Origin of the sequence: Streptomyces sp. NPDC048290, assembly GCF_040652095.1 — a bacterium.
Lineage (GTDB): Bacteria > Actinomycetota > Actinomycetes > Streptomycetales > Streptomycetaceae > Streptomyces.
In genome coordinates this window covers 214,516-228,639 of record NZ_JBEZLM010000009.1, presented here as the reverse complement: position 1 = coordinate 228,639, position 14,124 = coordinate 214,516, and the positions used below count along the sequence as shown (strand labels likewise).

At 72.0% G+C, this 14,124-nt stretch carries 12 protein-coding genes; 8 read left to right on the top strand and 4 right to left on the bottom strand.

The features are described 5' to 3' along the window. Positions 1-29: 29 nt before the first annotated feature. Entirely contained in the window at positions 30-548 is a 519-nt protein-coding gene (locus tag AB0D49_RS18010) for a Pycsar system effector family protein (protein WP_362758128.1), read from the bottom strand. A 44-nt stretch (positions 549-592) separates the two neighbouring features. Further along, the gene (locus AB0D49_RS18005; RefSeq protein WP_362758398.1) at positions 593-1,222 is read right to left on the bottom strand and encodes a MerR family transcriptional regulator; all 630 of its coding nucleotides are present in this window, start codon (positions 1,220-1,222) and stop codon (positions 593-595) included. Positions 1,223-1,422: 200 nt separating this feature from the next. Here AB0D49_RS18005 and AB0D49_RS18000 point away from each other — a divergent pair, with 200 nt between their 5' ends. The 3 genes from AB0D49_RS18000 to AB0D49_RS17990 are packed head-to-tail and all read left to right on the top strand — an operon-like array spanning position 1,423 to position 4,807. Further along, complete coding sequence (locus AB0D49_RS18000) at positions 1,423-2,988, top strand: NAD(P)/FAD-dependent oxidoreductase (protein ID WP_362758126.1); 1,566 nt, start codon at positions 1,423-1,425, stop codon at positions 2,986-2,988. Next, positions 2,985-3,914 carry an alpha/beta hydrolase gene (locus AB0D49_RS17995; protein ID WP_362758124.1) on the top strand — a complete coding sequence of 310 codons (930 nt, stop codon included), beginning with the start codon at positions 2,985-2,987 and terminating at the stop codon, positions 3,912-3,914. The genes AB0D49_RS18000 and AB0D49_RS17995 overlap by 4 nt, the downstream gene beginning before the upstream one ends. Beyond that, positions 3,911-4,807, top strand: a complete 897-nt coding sequence (locus tag AB0D49_RS17990; protein ID WP_362758122.1) for an SDR family oxidoreductase — start codon at positions 3,911-3,913, stop codon at positions 4,805-4,807. The genes AB0D49_RS17995 and AB0D49_RS17990 overlap by 4 nt, the downstream gene beginning before the upstream one ends. A gap of 522 nt (positions 4,808-5,329) precedes the next feature. Here the strand turns inward: AB0D49_RS17990 and AB0D49_RS17985 are convergent. Next, positions 5,330-8,638 (bottom strand): S41 family peptidase, encoded by a 3,309-nt coding sequence (locus AB0D49_RS17985; RefSeq protein WP_362758120.1) that lies wholly within the window; start codon positions 8,636-8,638, stop codon positions 5,330-5,332. 241 nt (positions 8,639-8,879) lie between these two features. On the opposite strand from AB0D49_RS17985, the gene AB0D49_RS17980 reads away from it, so the two are divergent. Both AB0D49_RS17980 and AB0D49_RS17975 read left to right on the top strand, forming a co-directional pair. Next, on the top strand, positions 8,880-9,479 hold the full coding sequence (locus tag AB0D49_RS17980; protein ID WP_362758118.1) for a TetR/AcrR family transcriptional regulator: 600 nt from the start codon (positions 8,880-8,882) through the stop codon (positions 9,477-9,479). 156 nt (positions 9,480-9,635) lie between these two features. After that, complete coding sequence (locus AB0D49_RS17975; RefSeq protein WP_362758116.1) at positions 9,636-11,846, top strand: MMPL family transporter; 2,211 nt, start codon at positions 9,636-9,638, stop codon at positions 11,844-11,846. Positions 11,847-11,898: 52 nt separating this feature from the next. Here AB0D49_RS17975 and AB0D49_RS17970 read toward each other — a convergent pair whose 3' ends face one another. Continuing rightward, a complete protein-coding gene (locus tag AB0D49_RS17970; RefSeq protein WP_362758114.1) occupies positions 11,899-12,312 on the bottom strand; it encodes an ATP-binding protein in 414 nt (137 codons plus the stop codon). A 141-nt stretch (positions 12,313-12,453) separates the two neighbouring features. Between AB0D49_RS17970 and AB0D49_RS17965 the strand changes: the two genes are divergently transcribed. From AB0D49_RS17965 to AB0D49_RS17955, 3 genes are all read left to right on the top strand, one after another. Next, entirely contained in the window at positions 12,454-13,302 is an 849-nt protein-coding gene (locus AB0D49_RS17965) for a helix-turn-helix transcriptional regulator (RefSeq protein WP_362758112.1), read from the top strand. Beyond that, positions 13,299-13,484, top strand: coding sequence for a DUF397 domain-containing protein (locus AB0D49_RS17960; RefSeq protein WP_362758110.1), 186 nt, complete (start codon positions 13,299-13,301; stop codon positions 13,482-13,484). The genes AB0D49_RS17965 and AB0D49_RS17960 overlap by 4 nt, the downstream gene beginning before the upstream one ends. A gap of 64 nt (positions 13,485-13,548) precedes the next feature. Continuing rightward, positions 13,549-14,121 carry a sigma-70 family RNA polymerase sigma factor gene (locus tag AB0D49_RS17955; protein WP_362758108.1) on the top strand — a complete coding sequence of 191 codons (573 nt, stop codon included), beginning with the start codon at positions 13,549-13,551 and terminating at the stop codon, positions 14,119-14,121. The last annotated feature ends 3 nt before the right edge of the window (positions 14,122-14,124 follow it).

The window sequence follows — 14,124 nt, the reverse complement described above, 5'->3', positions numbered from 1 at the left end:
TCTACGGTCGGCAGTTCCGTCCCCATGCCTCAGCCGCCGAGCGCCGCGCCCGCGATCAGCAGACAGCCGCCGACCGCGACGAGCAGGGACAGCTGCACCAGCCGCTGCTTGAGCCAGAGGATGCGGCTCATGGTGACCAGTTGCCGGGTGAGCGCGGGGAGCGGGTCGTGCCGGACGAGCCCCTCGGTCAGTTCGTCGGGGTTCCAGTGGCGTATGTCCCCGTAGAAGATGTAGGCGTCGCGGTGGGCGGACCGGGTCCGGCCGTCCCCGGCGTGGCGGGGGAACACGGCGGACACGGCGAGGACGGCGGCCAGTGCGAGCAGTCCGGTGCCCGTCCACAGCACCGCTCCGGCGGGTCCGGAGGAGATCCCGCCCAGCGCCCGGTCCGTGCCGGACAGCGCGGAGACCGCGGCGACGGCGGCGGACTCCAGGGCGAGGGCGAAGGACGCCTTGGCGTCGGCCGCGCGGGTCCATTCGGCCAGTACGGTGTGCAACTGCCAGGCGTTGCGTGTCGCGTCGCCCCGCGTGACCGGTTCCCCGTCGGACACGGTCAGGCCCCCTTCCCTCCCGACACCCTTGCAACGCAGGGGAGTTACCCCTGTGGTCCGGCCCGCAACCGCCGTCGGTCCATCGCCAGCGACAGCTCCGCCTCCACCACGCTCTTCGCCAGCGGACGCAGACGCTGGAGGTCCGCCTCGGAGGTATGGCGCAGGAGGAGCCCGGCGAAGAGCCCGGCGAGCGCGTCGGCGTGCTCGCGGACCTGGCGGCCCGCCGCCAGCACCTCGGAGAGCGGTATGCCCTCGTCCACCAGGGCCCGGGAGACGTCCAGCAGCCGGCGGCTGATGTGGACGATCTCCTCGCCGTCCGTGCCGAGGTAGCCGAGGTCGAGGGCGGCGGCCAGGTTCTCCGGGGTGGCCTGTCCGGCGAAGGCGTCGGCGAGTTCCTCGGGGGTGAGCCGGACCGGGGTCTCCTCGGAGGGCGGGCCGACGCCGAGCAGATCGGCGACATCGCGGCCGTGGTCGAAGGCTTCGGCGAGTTCCGCGATACCGCTGAGGGTGTGGCCGCGCTCCAGCAGCGCCGCGATGGTGCGCAGCCGGGCCAGGTGATGGTCGTCGTACCAGGCGATCCGGCCCTCGCGGCGGGGTGGCGGGATCAGTCTGCGCTCGCGGTAGAAGCGCAGGGTGCGCACGGTGATCCCGGCCAGCCGGGCCAGCTCCTCCATGCGGTACTCCCGCGGTTCCCGCTGGTCCGGTGAAGCCTGCGCCTGTGATGTCCGCTTCCGTGCCACGTCCCGCACCCTAGTTCGTACCGCCGGTAACTTTCCCCGTGCCGACCCCTACCGGTCGGTACGGTCCTGCTCTACGCTCCCCATTGCGCCAGTATTCACTGGCAGAGTCCAGGGCGATGCGTGGAGGCGGCCACATGGCTCAGCACACCGGGGATGCGGCACGGCGGCAGGAACACGTACGGGTCGCGGTGATCGGGTCCGGCTTCGGCGGACTCGGCGCGGCCGTACGGCTGCGGCGCGAGGGCGTCACCGACTTCGTGGTCCTGGAACGGGCCGGGAGCGTCGGCGGCACCTGGCGCGACAACGACTACCCGGGATGCGCCTGCGACGTCCCCTCCCACCTCTACTCCTTCTCCTTCGCGCCCAACCCCGACTGGCCCCGCACCTTCTCCGGCCAGCGGCACATCCGCGCCTATCTGGAGCATGTCGCCGACACCTTCGGACTCCGCCCGCACCTGCGGCTCGGCACCGAGGTCAAGCGGATGGTGTGGGACCCGGCGGAGCTGCGCTGGGTGATCGAGACCAGCGCGGGCACCCTGACCGCCGATGTGATCGCCTCCGCCACCGGACCGCTGTCCGACCCCAAGGTCCCCGACGTCCCCGGACTCGACACCTTCCCCGGCAAGGTCTTCCACACGGCCCGCTGGGACCACGACTACGACCTGCGGGGCAAGCGGGTCGCCATGGTCGGCACCGGCGCCTCCGCCATCCAGATCGTCCCCGAGATCCAGCCGGAGGTGGCCAAGCTGGTGCTGTTCCAGCGGACGCCCCCGTGGGTCATGCCCCGGATGGACCGTGCCATCAGCGGCGCCGAGCGCTGGCTGCACCGGCGGCTGCCGCTGACCGCGCAGGCCCGCCGCGGACTGCTGTGGGGCATCCGGGAGATGCAGGTCCAGGCGTTCACCAAGCACCCCGACGAACTCGGCTTCGTGGAGCGCATCGCCCGGCGCAACCTGACCCGCGCCATCAAGGACCCGGCCCTGCGCGCCAAGCTCACCCCGGACTACCGCATCGGCTGCAAGCGCATCCTGCTCTCCAGCGCGTACTACCCGGCCCTCACCCGCCCCAATGTGGACGTGGTCGCCAGCGGCCTGAGCGAGATCCGCGGCTCGACGGTGGTCGCGGCGGACGGTACGGAGACGGAGGTCGACGCGATCGTCTTCGGCACCGGCTTCCATGTCACCGACATGCCGATCGCCGACCGGGTCGTCGGCGCCGACGGACGGACCCTCGCCGAGGCGTGGCAGGGCGGGATGGAGGCGCTGCGCGGCGCCTCGGCGGCCGGGTTCCCCAACTGGCTGAGCATCATCGGCCCCAACACCGGCCTCGGGAACTCCTCCATGATCCTGATGATCGAGTCCCAGCTGAACTACCTGGCCGACTTCCTGCGCCAGCTCGACACGCTGGGCGGCCGGGTCGCCCTCGACGCCCGGCCCAGCGCGGTCGGCGTCTGGAACCGCCGGGTCCAGGAACGGATGAAACGGACCGTGTGGAACACCGGCGGCTGCACGAGCTGGTACCTGGACGCGGCCGGACGCAACACGACCGTCTGGCCCGGCACCACCGCCGAGTTCCGGCGCGTCACCCGCCGGGTGGACCTGACCGAGTACGCCGTGCTGCGCGCGCCCGACCCGGTACGTGACGGCTCCGCCCAGGACGCCTCCGCCGAGGACGCCGCCACGGAGGTGAGCGCGGCATGAGCAGGCCGACCCCCCATGTGACCTCCGGGCCGTACGCCCCGCCCGTGCCCGTCCGCGAGCTGACCGCCCGGTCGGCGGACGGCGCCCGGCTGCATGTGGAACTGCACGGCCCCGAGGACGCGCCCGCCGTCGTCCTCGCCCACGGCTGGACCTGCTCGACCGCGTTCTGGGCGGCCCAGATCCGGGCGCTGGCCGCCGACCACCGGGTCGTCGCCTACGACCAGCGCGGCCACGGCCGTTCCCCGGCCGACCCGCGCTGCTCCGCCGAGGCGCTCGCCGACGACCTGGAGGCGGTGCTCGCCACCGCGCTGGCACCGGGGCGGCGGGCCGTGGTCGCCGGACACTCCATGGGCGGCATGACCGTGATGGCGGCGGCCGGACGGGACGGCTTCCGGGAGCGTACGGCGGCGGCCCTGCTGTGCAGCACCGGCAGCGGACGGCTGGTCGCCGAGTCGACGGTGCTGCCGCTGCGGCCGGGCCGGCTGCGGACCGCGCTGACCGGGCGGGTGCTGGGCTCGCGCGCCCCGATGGGACCGGTCAACCCGGTGGGTCGCGCGGTACTCAAGTACGCCACCATGGGGCCCGGTGCCGCCCCGCACATGGTGGAGGCGGGCGCCCGGATCGTGTTCGCCTGTCCGCGCGGGGCGCGGGCCGCCTGGTCCCACACCCTCGCCACCCTCGACCTCGACGCCGCCGTCCGGGAGTTGCGGGTGCCGACGGTGGTCGTGGCGGGCGGACGGGACCGCCTCACCCCGCCCGTGCACGCCCACGCCCTGGCGGCGGCGCTGCCGCACTGCACCGGTCTCGTCGAACTGCCCGGCGTGGGGCACATGACCCCGGTGGAGGTACCGGACCTGGTCACGGAACAGATCCGCGCGCTGGTGGACACCCACCTCCGCCCCGCCCGCACCGAGGAGAGCGCATGACCAGGGTCAGCCTGGAGGGACAGGTCGCCGTCGTCACCGGGGCGGCGCGGGGCGTGGGCGAACTCCTCGCCCGCAAGCTCTCCGCGCGCGGCGCCGTCGTGGCCCTCGTCGGCCTGGAGCCGGACGAACTCAAGCAGGTGTCCGCCCGGCTGCGCGGCGAGAGCGCCCACTGGCACGCCGACGTCACCGACCATGCCGCCATGGCCCAGGTCGCGGCGGAGGTGAAGGAACGGTTCGGGAAGGTCGACATCGTGGTCGCCAACGCCGGGGTGGCGTCCGGCGGTCCGTTCGCCGACTCCGATCCGGACGCCTGGCGGCGGGTGATAGAGGTCAATCTGATCGGCTCGGCGGTCACCGCCCGCGCGTTCCTGCCGGTGCTGATCGAGAGCCGGGGCTATCTGCTCCAGATCGCCTCCCTCGCCGCGATCGTCCCGGCGCCGATGATGACGGCGTACTGCGCGTCCAAGTCGGGCGTGGAGGCGTACGCGCACAGCCTGCGCGCGGAGGTCGGCTACCAGGGGGTGAAGGTCGGCGTCGCGTATCTCTCCTGGACGGACACGGACATGGTGCGGGGGGCGGATCAGGACGCGGTGATGCGGGAGCTGCGGCAGCGGCTGCCGTGGCCGTCGAACAAGACGTATCCGCTGGGCCCGGCGGTGGACCGGATCGTCACCGGGATCGAGCGGCGCGCTCCGCATGTGTACGCGCAGTGGTGGCTGCGGGGGATGCAGGGGGTGCGGGGGTATCTGCCGGGGGTGATCGGAGCGGTGGGGCGTCGCGAGATGCTCCGCTTCGCACCCCGGCTGCGGGAGGTACGGACCGGGTTGGTGGGCGCGGGCGGCACGGCGGACGAGGTTGCGCGCGCCCGGGGTGTGCCGACGGGCGGTGACTGACGGGCGGGGTCGGGGGTGGGGCTTCGGTGCGTCGCCGGGTGCGGCCCGTGGATGGCCGATCGCGCAGTTCCCCGCGCCCCTGAGGGGTGGGGGGTCCGGTGGGTTGTCGAGTGCGGCCTGTGGGTGGCTGATCGCGCAGTTCCCCGCGCCCCTGAAGGACGTGCCCTCATCCGGCGCCGAGCAGTGCCGAGGCTTTCAGGGGTCGCGGCCCATCCGACGCCGGGCAGACCCAAGGCTCTTAGGGGCGCGGGGAACTGCGCGCTCAGCCCCCACATACCCGCACTTTTCCCCGTGCCTGTGGAGACTGATAGGGGCGCGGGGAACTGCGCGACGAGCCCCCACACACCCGCACTTTTCCCCGTGCCTGTGGAGACTGATAGGGGCGCGGGGAACTGCGCGACGAGCCCCCACTCGGCCGCACTTTTCCGCGTGCGTGTGGAGATCGAAAGGGGCGCGGGGAACTGCGCGATCAGCTCCCACCCGGCCGCACCAGTCACCCGCACCCGCAGACCGCCGGGGCCGTCAGTCCGCGCTCGGCCCCGACCCCCGCGGCGGCAGCCGTGGGCGGGTCCGGTCCGGAGCGTGCTCGTACGTCGGCGGAGCCGCCGGCGGAGACTCGGTCAGGGCAGCCAGCGCGAGCGCCACCGCGTCGTCCAGCTGCGCGTACCGCCCCTCCGCCCAGTCCAGCGGCGTACGCAGCGCGGGCACATCCGGTTCCACGCCATGGTTCTCCACGCCCCACCCGTACGCGTCGAACCACGCCGCGTTCATCGGCACCGTGATCACCGTCCCGTCCCCCAGCCGGTGACGGCCGGTCATCCCGACCACCCCGCCCCACGTGCGCTGCCCCACCACCGGCCCGAGCCCCAGCAGTTTGAACGCGGCCGTGATCATGTCACCGTCGGAGGCCGTCGCCTCGTCGGCGAGCGCGACCAGCGGCCCCCTCGGCGCGGTGGAGGCGTACGACACCGGCTGGGCGCCCCGCGTGAGGTCCCAGCCGAGGATCGTGCGGGTCAGTTTCTCCACCACCAGTTCGCTGATGTGGCCGCCCGCGTTGCCCCGGACGTCCACGATCAGCGCGGGCCGGGACATCTCCATGCGCAGATCGCGGTTGAACTGGGCCCAGCCCGAGCCGCCGGTGTCGGGGATGTGGAGATAGCCGCAGCGGCCGTCGCTCAGCGCGCGGACCACCTCCCGGCGCCCCGCCACCCAGTCCTGGTAGCGCAGCGGCCGTTCGTCAAGGAGCGGGATCACCGCGACCCGGCGGGGCGGGCCGGGCTCGCTGTCGGCGGGCCGGAACGTCAGCTCCACCGTCGTACCGCCCGCGCCCGCGAGCAGGGGGTAGGGGCCGGTCACCGGGTGGACCGGGCGGCCGTCGACATGGGTGAGGACCGCGCCCTCGCGGATGCCGGTCCCGGCCAGCGGGGAGCGGGCCTTGGAGTCCGAGGAGTCGCCGGGGAGGATACGGCCGATGTGCCACAGCCCCTCCCGGCAGACCAGGTTGGCGCCCAGCAGGCCCTGGCGGCGCTGGTAGTGCGGGGGGCCCTCGTCGCGGCGGGCGGCGGTCACATAGGCGTGGGACGTGCCGAGTTCGCCGAGGACCTCGCGCAGGAGGTCGGCGAACTCGTCCGGGGTCGCCACCCGGTCGACCAGCGGGCGGTACTGGGCGAGGATCGCGGGCCAGTCGATACCGCTCATGCCGGGGTCCCAGAAGTAGTCCCGGGTCAGCCGCCCCGCCTCCGCGTACGCCTGGCGCCACTCCGCGCCCGGGGCGACCTCGTGCAGGACGCGGCGCAGATCGATCCAGTTGGTGCTCTCGCCGTCGCCGGGTTCGGTGGCCGGGACCGCGCGCAGCTCGTCCTCGTCCATCACCACCACCCGGGAGCCGTCGCCGCTGGGCGCGAACCAGTCGAGGTGGTCGACCAGTTCGGACTTCTTCCCCTTGGCGATGTGGAAGTGCTCCAGGGTGGGGCGCCCGGTGGTGTCGGCGGGGTTGGCGAAGGTCTCGCCGAGCGCCCCGGAGATCGGCCAGCGCAGCCAGAGCAGCCCGCCGCCCGCGACCGGGCACAGCGCCGAGTACTTGGAGGCGGTCACCGGGAACGGGGTGACCCGGCTCTCCAGCCCCTCGGTCTCCACGGTCACCGAGCCCGCCGTACCGGCGCCCGGCGTGTCCGTGCCGTCGCCGTCCGCCGTGAGTCCGTCGGACTCCACCGGGTCCCAGCCGCCCGCCGCCGGACGCCCGTCGGCGGAGAGCGCGAAGGGGGACGGGGTCGCGGAGGACAGGGGGACGAGGTACGGGCGGCAGCCGAGCGGGAAGGAGAGGTCGCCGGTGTGGACGTCGTAGACCGGGTCGAAGCCGCGCCAGGAGAGGAAGGCGAGGTAGCGGCCGTCGCGGGTGAAGACCGGGTTCTCGTCCTCGAAGCGCCCATTGGTGACGTCGGTGATCAGCCGGTCCGCGATCCGGGCCAGCTTGATCTGGCGCAGCGAGCGGCCGACGCCCGGATGGGACCAGGTCAGCCAGGCCCCGTCCGGGGAGAACGCGAGGTCGCGGACGGGCCCGTTGACCGAGTGGATCAGCTCGGTGAGCGCGCCGCCGGAGTCCTCGGCCGTGTCGAGGAGGAGCAGGCGGCCGTCGTGCGAGGCGAGGGCGAGGCGTTCGCCCCGGGGGTCGGCGACCAGTTCGAGGACCCGGCCGAGGGCGCCCGCCGCGAGCCGCCGGGCGGGCCGGTCGCCGCTGGCCCGGGGCAGTGAGGCGATCTCGACGGCGTCCTCGCCCGCCGCGTCCGTCACATAGGCGACCTGGCCGCCCGCGCCGAGCATCTCGGGCAGCCGGACCCGGACGCCCGGGGTGTCGTCGATGGTGCGGGCGGGGCCGTCGCGGTGGGTGAGCCAGTACAGGCTGCCGCGCACCACGACGGCGCTGGCGCGTCCGGTCTCGTCCACCGACAGTCCGTCCACGTGCTGCGCAGCGGGCACCTGGTAGGGGCGGCGCCCGGTGCGCGGCCCGCTGAGCCGGACGTCGATCCGGCGCGGTACGGAGTCGGCGGCCAGGTCGTCGACGATCCACAGGTCACCGGCGCACTGGTAGACCACGCGGCTGCCGTCGCTCGCGGCGTGGCGGGCGTAGAAGGCGTCGTGGTCGGTGTGGCGGCGCAGGTCGGTGCCGTCGTGGGCGCAGGAGTAGAGGTTGCCGACGCCCTCGTGGTCGGAGAGGAAGGCGATCCGGTCGCCGACGAACAGGGGGTCGGCGAGATGCCCGCCGAGGTGTTCCAGGAGCCGTCGGCCGTGCAGCCAGAGACGGCCGGTGGCGCCGCCCCGGTAGCGCTTCCAGGAGGCGGGTTCGTGCGGCGGGGTGCCGGTGAGCAGCAGGGTGCGGCGCTCGCCGCCGAGGTCGGCGACCTGGATGTGGGAGACCGGGCCCCAGGGGAGTCTGCGGCCGGGTTCGCCGTCGGGCCGCAGCTTGTAGGCCCAGGTGAAGTAGGAGAAGGGCGTGCCGTGCGAGCCGACGGCGAGGATCTCCGCGCCGCCGTCGCCGTCGTCCGGCGGGGTCCAGCCGCAGACCCGGGTGTCGGCGCTGCCCCAGTACGTCAGCTGCCGTTCCGCCGTCCCGCCGTCGACCGGGACGAGATGGATCTCGGGGGCGAGGCTGCGCCAGTTCGTGTAGGCGATGTGGCGGCCGTCGGGGGAGAACCGGGGGCGCCCGGTCTTGGCCCGGTCCGCGGTCAGCCGCCAGGCGCGCCCGGCGCCGTCGAGGGGGGCCAGCCAGAGGTCGTCCTCGGTCACGAAGCACAGCAGATCGCCATGGAGATGGGGCATGCGCAGATAGCTCACGTCCTCATGCTTTTCCGGGGGACGGGGCCGGGCAACTCGTACATGTGAACCACAACACCCGGCGCATGTGCGGCACCCTGCCCGGCACCTCTTTAGCCACTCTTTACGAACGTGACCCAGCACACGTACGAAACGGTTTCGTTTCGCTGAGTCGGCCGCTATATTCGTCGTGTACGAGAGCCGGGTACGGAACGGTGTCGTCTACGGTGTCGTCTTCAACCGGAGAGGGAAGGCGAGGGACATGACTGAAGTCGCAACGGCGCGTCGCAGTCGGCTCACGCCCGAGCGCGAGGCAGAGCTGTACGAGGCCGTGCTCGATCTGCTCCGGGAAGTCGGCTACGACGCCCTCACCATGGACGCCGTGGCCGCCCGCACCCGGTCCAGCAAGGCCACCCTCTACCGCCAGTGGGGCGGGAAGGCACAGCTGGTCGTCCGGGCGCTCCGGCACAACAAGCAGCACCGGCTGGACGAGATCGACACCGGGTCGCTCCGCGGCGACCTGCACGCGATGGCGACCCATGAGGACGACTGCTCCATGGAGCAGAGTTCGGCGCTGATGCGGGGCGTCGCCATGGCGATCCACTCCAACCCGGATCTGCGGGACGCGTTCCGCGAGCAGTTCGTGGAACCCGAGATGGGCGAGTTCCGCAGGATGGTCGAACGGGCCGTCGCCCGGGGAGAGGTCAGCGCGGACTGTCCGGCGCTGGACTTCATGATCCACATGATGGTCGGCGGGTTCGCCACCACTGCCCTGCTGGACGACAGACCGCCCACGCAGGACTTCCTCCTTTCGTACATCGACGCCGTGGTCCTCCCCGCCCTCGGCGTGCGTACCGACTGAGCCGCTCCCGGCCGCAGCCCCGGCCGGAACCGGTTCCCACCCCACCTTCCACCTGACGTCACCGCTCATGTCGTCGGGACGGTCACCCCTGCGCCGACGCCGGGCTGATCACCCCTGCCCCGATGTATCCACGACCATGACCGGGAGTACGCCCTCGTGGCCACGTTCCTCTACAGACTCGGCCGTCTCGCCTTCCGGCGACGCCACTTCGTCGTCCTGCTCTGGGTGGCGATGCTGACCCTCGTCGGAGTGGGCGCGGCGAGCGCCCCCGCAGCGGGCTCCGGCTCCTTCTCCATACCCGGCACGGAGGCGCAGCGCGCCTTCGACCTGCTGGAAGAGCGCTTCCCCGGCACCAGTGCCGACGGCGCCACCGCCCGGGTCGTCTTCCAGGCGCCCGACGGCGAGCGGATGACCGACCCCGGCAACAAGTCGATCGTCGAGGACACCGTGCGGACGCTGTCCGACGGCGCCGAGGTCACCTCCGCCACCGACCCCTTCACGACCAACGCGGTCAGCGAGAACGGGGCGGTCGCCTACACCTCGGTGACCTACGACGTCTCCGGGATGGAGCTGGAGGACAGCACCAAGGACGCCCTGGAGGCCGCCGCGCAGGACGCGCGGGACGCCGGGCTGACCGTCGAGATCGGCGGTGACGCGCTCCAGGCGGTGCCGCACACCGGGGCGACCGAGATCATCGGTATCGCCATCGCCGCCGTCGTCCTGGTCATCACCCTGGGCTCGCTGATCGCGGCCGGGCTGCCGCTGCTGACCGCGATGATCGGCGTGGGCATCGGCATCGGCGCCATCACGGCCCTGGCCAGCGCCCTCGACCTGGGCTCCACCACCTCCACCCTCGCCATGATGATCGGCCTCGCGGTCGGCATCGACTACGCCCTGTTCATCGTCTCCCGCTACCGCGCGGAACTCGCCGAGGGCCGTGAGCGGGAGGAAGCGGTGGGCCGCGCGGTCGGCACGGCGGGCTCGGCGGTGGTGTTCGCGGGCCTGACCGTGGTCATCGCGCTGGCCGGACTCGCGGTCGTCAACATCCCGATGCTGACCAAGATGGGTCTGGCGGCGGCGGGCACGGTCGTCATCGCCGTGGTCATCGCGCTCACCATGATCCCCGCGCTGCTCGGCTACGCGGGCCGCAAGATCCGCCCGGCGGACGCCAAGGCGAAGAAGCGCGCCGGTACGGCGCCGGCCAAGCCGAACATGGGCACCCGCTGGGCGAGCTTCGTCGTCCGCCGTCCGCTGGCCGTGCTGCTGATCGGCGTGGTCGGTCTGGGCGCCGCCGCGATCCCGGTGGGCTCCATGGAGATGGGCCTGCCCGACGACGGCTCCCAGCCCACCGACACCACCCAGCGCCAGGCGTACGACCTGCTGTCCGACGGCTTCGGCCCCGGCTTCAACGGTCCGCTGATGGTGGTCACCGACGCCCGCGCCGCCGCGGACCCGCAGGCCGCGGCGGACCAGGTCGCGGACCGGATCGAGGGCCTGGACGGCGTGGTGACGGTGACTCCGCCCGCGCCGAACAAGGCGGGCGACACGTACACGATCACGGTGATCCCGGACTCCAAGCCGTCGTCCGTACAGACCGAGGACCTGGTCCACGCGATCCGCGACGCGGGCGGCGAGATCACATCGGACACCGGAGCGAACGTCCTGGTGACCGGCACGACCGCGATGAACATCGACTTCTCGCAGAAGATGAACGACGCGCTGATCCCGTACCTGGCACTGGTGGTCGGCCTGGCCTTCCTCCTCCTCATCCTGGTCTTCCGCTCGATCCTGGTCCCGCTGAAGGCGGCGCTCGGCTTCCTGCTGAGCGTGCTGGCGGCGCTCGGCGCGGTCGTCGCGGTCTTCCAGTGGGGCTGGTTCGCGAATGTCATCGGGGTCGAGGAGACCGGCCCGATCATGTCGATGATGCCGATCTTCATGGTGGGCGTGGTCTTCGGACTCGCCATGGACTACGAGGTGTTCCTCGTGACCCGGATGCGGGAGGCGTTCGTCCACGGCGAGCAGCCGACACAAGCCGTGGTGACCGGCTTCAAGCACGGAGCACGGGTGGTGACGGCGGCGGCCGTGATCATGATGGCGGTCTTCGCGGGCTTCATCGGCTCCTCGGAAGCCATGGTCAAGATGATCGGCTTCGGTCTCGCCATCGCGGTCCTGTTCGACGCGTTCGTGGTCCGTATGGCGATCGTCCCGGCGGTCCTCGCCCTGCTCGGCAAGCGCGCGTGGTGGCTGCCGGGGTGGCTGGACCGGGTGGTGCCGAACGTCGACGTGGAGGGCGAGGGCCTGAAGTCCCTGTCGTCCGACGCGGACCGCCGCGACCCGGACGAGGAGAAGGAGTTGGCGCGCGTGTAGCGCTCGGCTCGCAGGACCAGCCGGTGAGGGACCCGTGGGGACGGGGCCGCCCTCACCGGCTTTCTGCTGCCCGGACCTCGGCCCAGACGGTCTTCTTGGGCCGCGGCCCGTGATCGACACCCCAGACATCGGCGAGCGCGTCCACGAGGAGCAGCCCGCGCCCGGAGACATGGTCGAGCCGAGGATGGGTGAGCCGGGGCACCCGCTCCCCGAGCGTGTCGGTGACCTCGATCCGCAGCGTGTGCCCGACGGTGTAGAGCGTGAGCCGGAACCGCCGGTCGGGCACGCGGCCATGGGTGGCGGCGTTGGCGGCCAGCTCCCCGACGATGTGCTCCGCAGGGTCGAGCGGAAACCCCCACCCGAGCAGTTGCCCCCGCGCGTGGATCCGGGCTTGGCGCGCGCCGAGGGGGGTGGGGGAGTAGAGGCCGGTGAAGCTGTGGATTGCCTGGGTGAGTTGGGAGTTCACGTCACCCAGAGTGGCGGGGCCTGCTTGCCTTGGCGGGCGTTGATGCCCGTGCGTATCCAGCTTGTCTCGCCCTTGTCTTGCTTGTCTCGGCTGTTCTTGGGCGCGCGAAGGGTACGTGTGCGTGCTGGAGGAGGGATGCAGATGACCAACGAGAATGCGGACGACCCCGGGTGGGACGTACCACCGGAGGCAGAGTTCATGCCGCTCATCCAGGCGGTGGCACGCATGCTGAAGACCTGCCGGAAGGAGTCCGGCTTATCCGTGGTGGAGTTCGCCGATGTGATGGGCTACGGCGAGGACATGATCCGCAAACTGGAGCGCGGGGACCGGATTCCCCGCCCGGAGTTCCTGGACCGGGCGGACGACGTGGTACGGGCGGACGGGCGCGTGCGCTGGTTCATGGAGGACGTCGAGCAGGCCCGCTATCCCAAGCGGGTAAGGGAGTTGAAGGCGGTGGAGGACCGGACCGTCGAGGCCCTGATCTACAGCAACCACAACATCCATGGGCTGCTTCAGACGGCGGAGCACGCAAGGGCGTTGTTCGAGATGGTGCAACCTCCGTACTCGGCGGAGGACGTGGAGAAGGGCGTGGCGTGGAGGATGGCCCGGAAGGTCATCTTCGAGCGCGAGCCCGCCGTAGCACTCAGCTTCGTACAGGAGCAGGTGTCTTTGGAACGCCCCGTTGGCGGTAGGGCGACACAGCGCCGACAGCTTGAGCACCTGCTGGAGGTATCCCAACTCCGACACGTCTCACTCCAGATCATGCCGACCGATCGGGAGGAACACGCCGGGGTGAACGGCCGCATCCAGGTGATGAAGTTCGCCGACGGGACAGCCGTGGGGAGGTCCGATGGCGAGTTCTACGGCCGCCCGATCGATGACCCAAAGGAACTCCGTATCCTGGAATTGCGCTATGGCATGATCCGGGCGCAGGCTCTCTCCCCGAGGGAGTCGCAAGCCTTCGTCGAGCGCAGACTAGGAGAACTATGAGCGCCACAGAACTGCACTGGTTCAAGAGCAGCTTCAGTGATGACGGCGACATCCAGTCCTGCGTGGAGGTGGCCATAGCCGCCGCCATCCACGTCCGCGACTCCAAGACCCCCACGGCCCCTCACTTCACCGTCACGGCGACCACCTGGAACGCCTTCGTCGCGCACACCGGCGACCGCTGACGAACCGCTCGCGAGAATTCCTGAGCCCTCCCTGTAACGATCCGCCCCGTCGCACCACTTCCCCATGACACAGAACACCGGAGAAGACGGAGGTGCGGCGGTGGGCGACGAGGAAGCCCTCTTCACCGCGATCTACGACGACTGCCGGGCGCGGGTGTGGGCGTATGTCGTCAGCCGGGCCGGACGGCAGGTCGCCGACGAGGTCGTGAGCGAGACCTTCGCCATCGCCTGGCGGCGGCGGGCCGATGTGCCCGACCCCCCGCTGCCCTGGCTGCTCGGCGTCGCGCGGAACGTGTTGCGCGACACCGTACGGGCGGAGATCAGACGGGAGTCGTTCGCGGCGGAGCTGACGGCGTGGACCGAACCCGACCCGGACATCGCGGACGACGTGGCCGACCGCAACGACCTGCTCAGGGCGTTGGCGACGCTGCCCGACGACGACCGTGACGTCCTGATCCTCGCCGCCTGGCAGGGGCTCGGTCCCGCCGACGCCGCGAAGGTCGTGGGGTGTTCGGCGGCTGCCATGCGGGTCCGGCTGCACCGGGCGCGCAAGCGGCTGACCAAGGCGCTCGGGAACATGCCCCCGCCGCCCGCCCCCGTCCCGCCCCGGGTTCGGCTCGTTCGAGAGGAAGTGTGAGAC

What these genes read in the sequence shown, in the direction of transcription:
- AB0D49_RS17965 (WP_362758112.1), top strand. Translation starts at nt 12,454, where the DNA reads ATGACCAACGAGAATGCGGACGACCCCGGGTGGGACGTACCACCGGAG.
- AB0D49_RS17990 (WP_362758122.1), top strand. Translation starts at nt 3,911, where the DNA reads ATGACCAGGGTCAGCCTGGAGGGACAGGTCGCCGTCGTCACCGGGGCG.
- AB0D49_RS17995 (WP_362758124.1), top strand. Translation starts at nt 2,985, where the DNA reads ATGAGCAGGCCGACCCCCCATGTGACCTCCGGGCCGTACGCCCCGCCC.
- AB0D49_RS17980 (WP_362758118.1), top strand. Translation starts at nt 8,880, where the DNA reads ATGACTGAAGTCGCAACGGCGCGTCGCAGTCGGCTCACGCCCGAGCGC.
- AB0D49_RS17955 (WP_362758108.1), top strand. Translation starts at nt 13,549, where the DNA reads ATGACACAGAACACCGGAGAAGACGGAGGTGCGGCGGTGGGCGACGAG.
- AB0D49_RS17960 (WP_362758110.1), top strand. Translation starts at nt 13,299, where the DNA reads ATGAGCGCCACAGAACTGCACTGGTTCAAGAGCAGCTTCAGTGATGAC.
- AB0D49_RS18005 (WP_362758398.1), bottom strand. Translation starts at nt 1,222, where the DNA reads ATGGAGGAGCTGGCCCGGCTGGCCGGGATCACCGTGCGCACCCTGCGC.
- AB0D49_RS18000 (WP_362758126.1), top strand. Translation starts at nt 1,423, where the DNA reads ATGGCTCAGCACACCGGGGATGCGGCACGGCGGCAGGAACACGTACGG.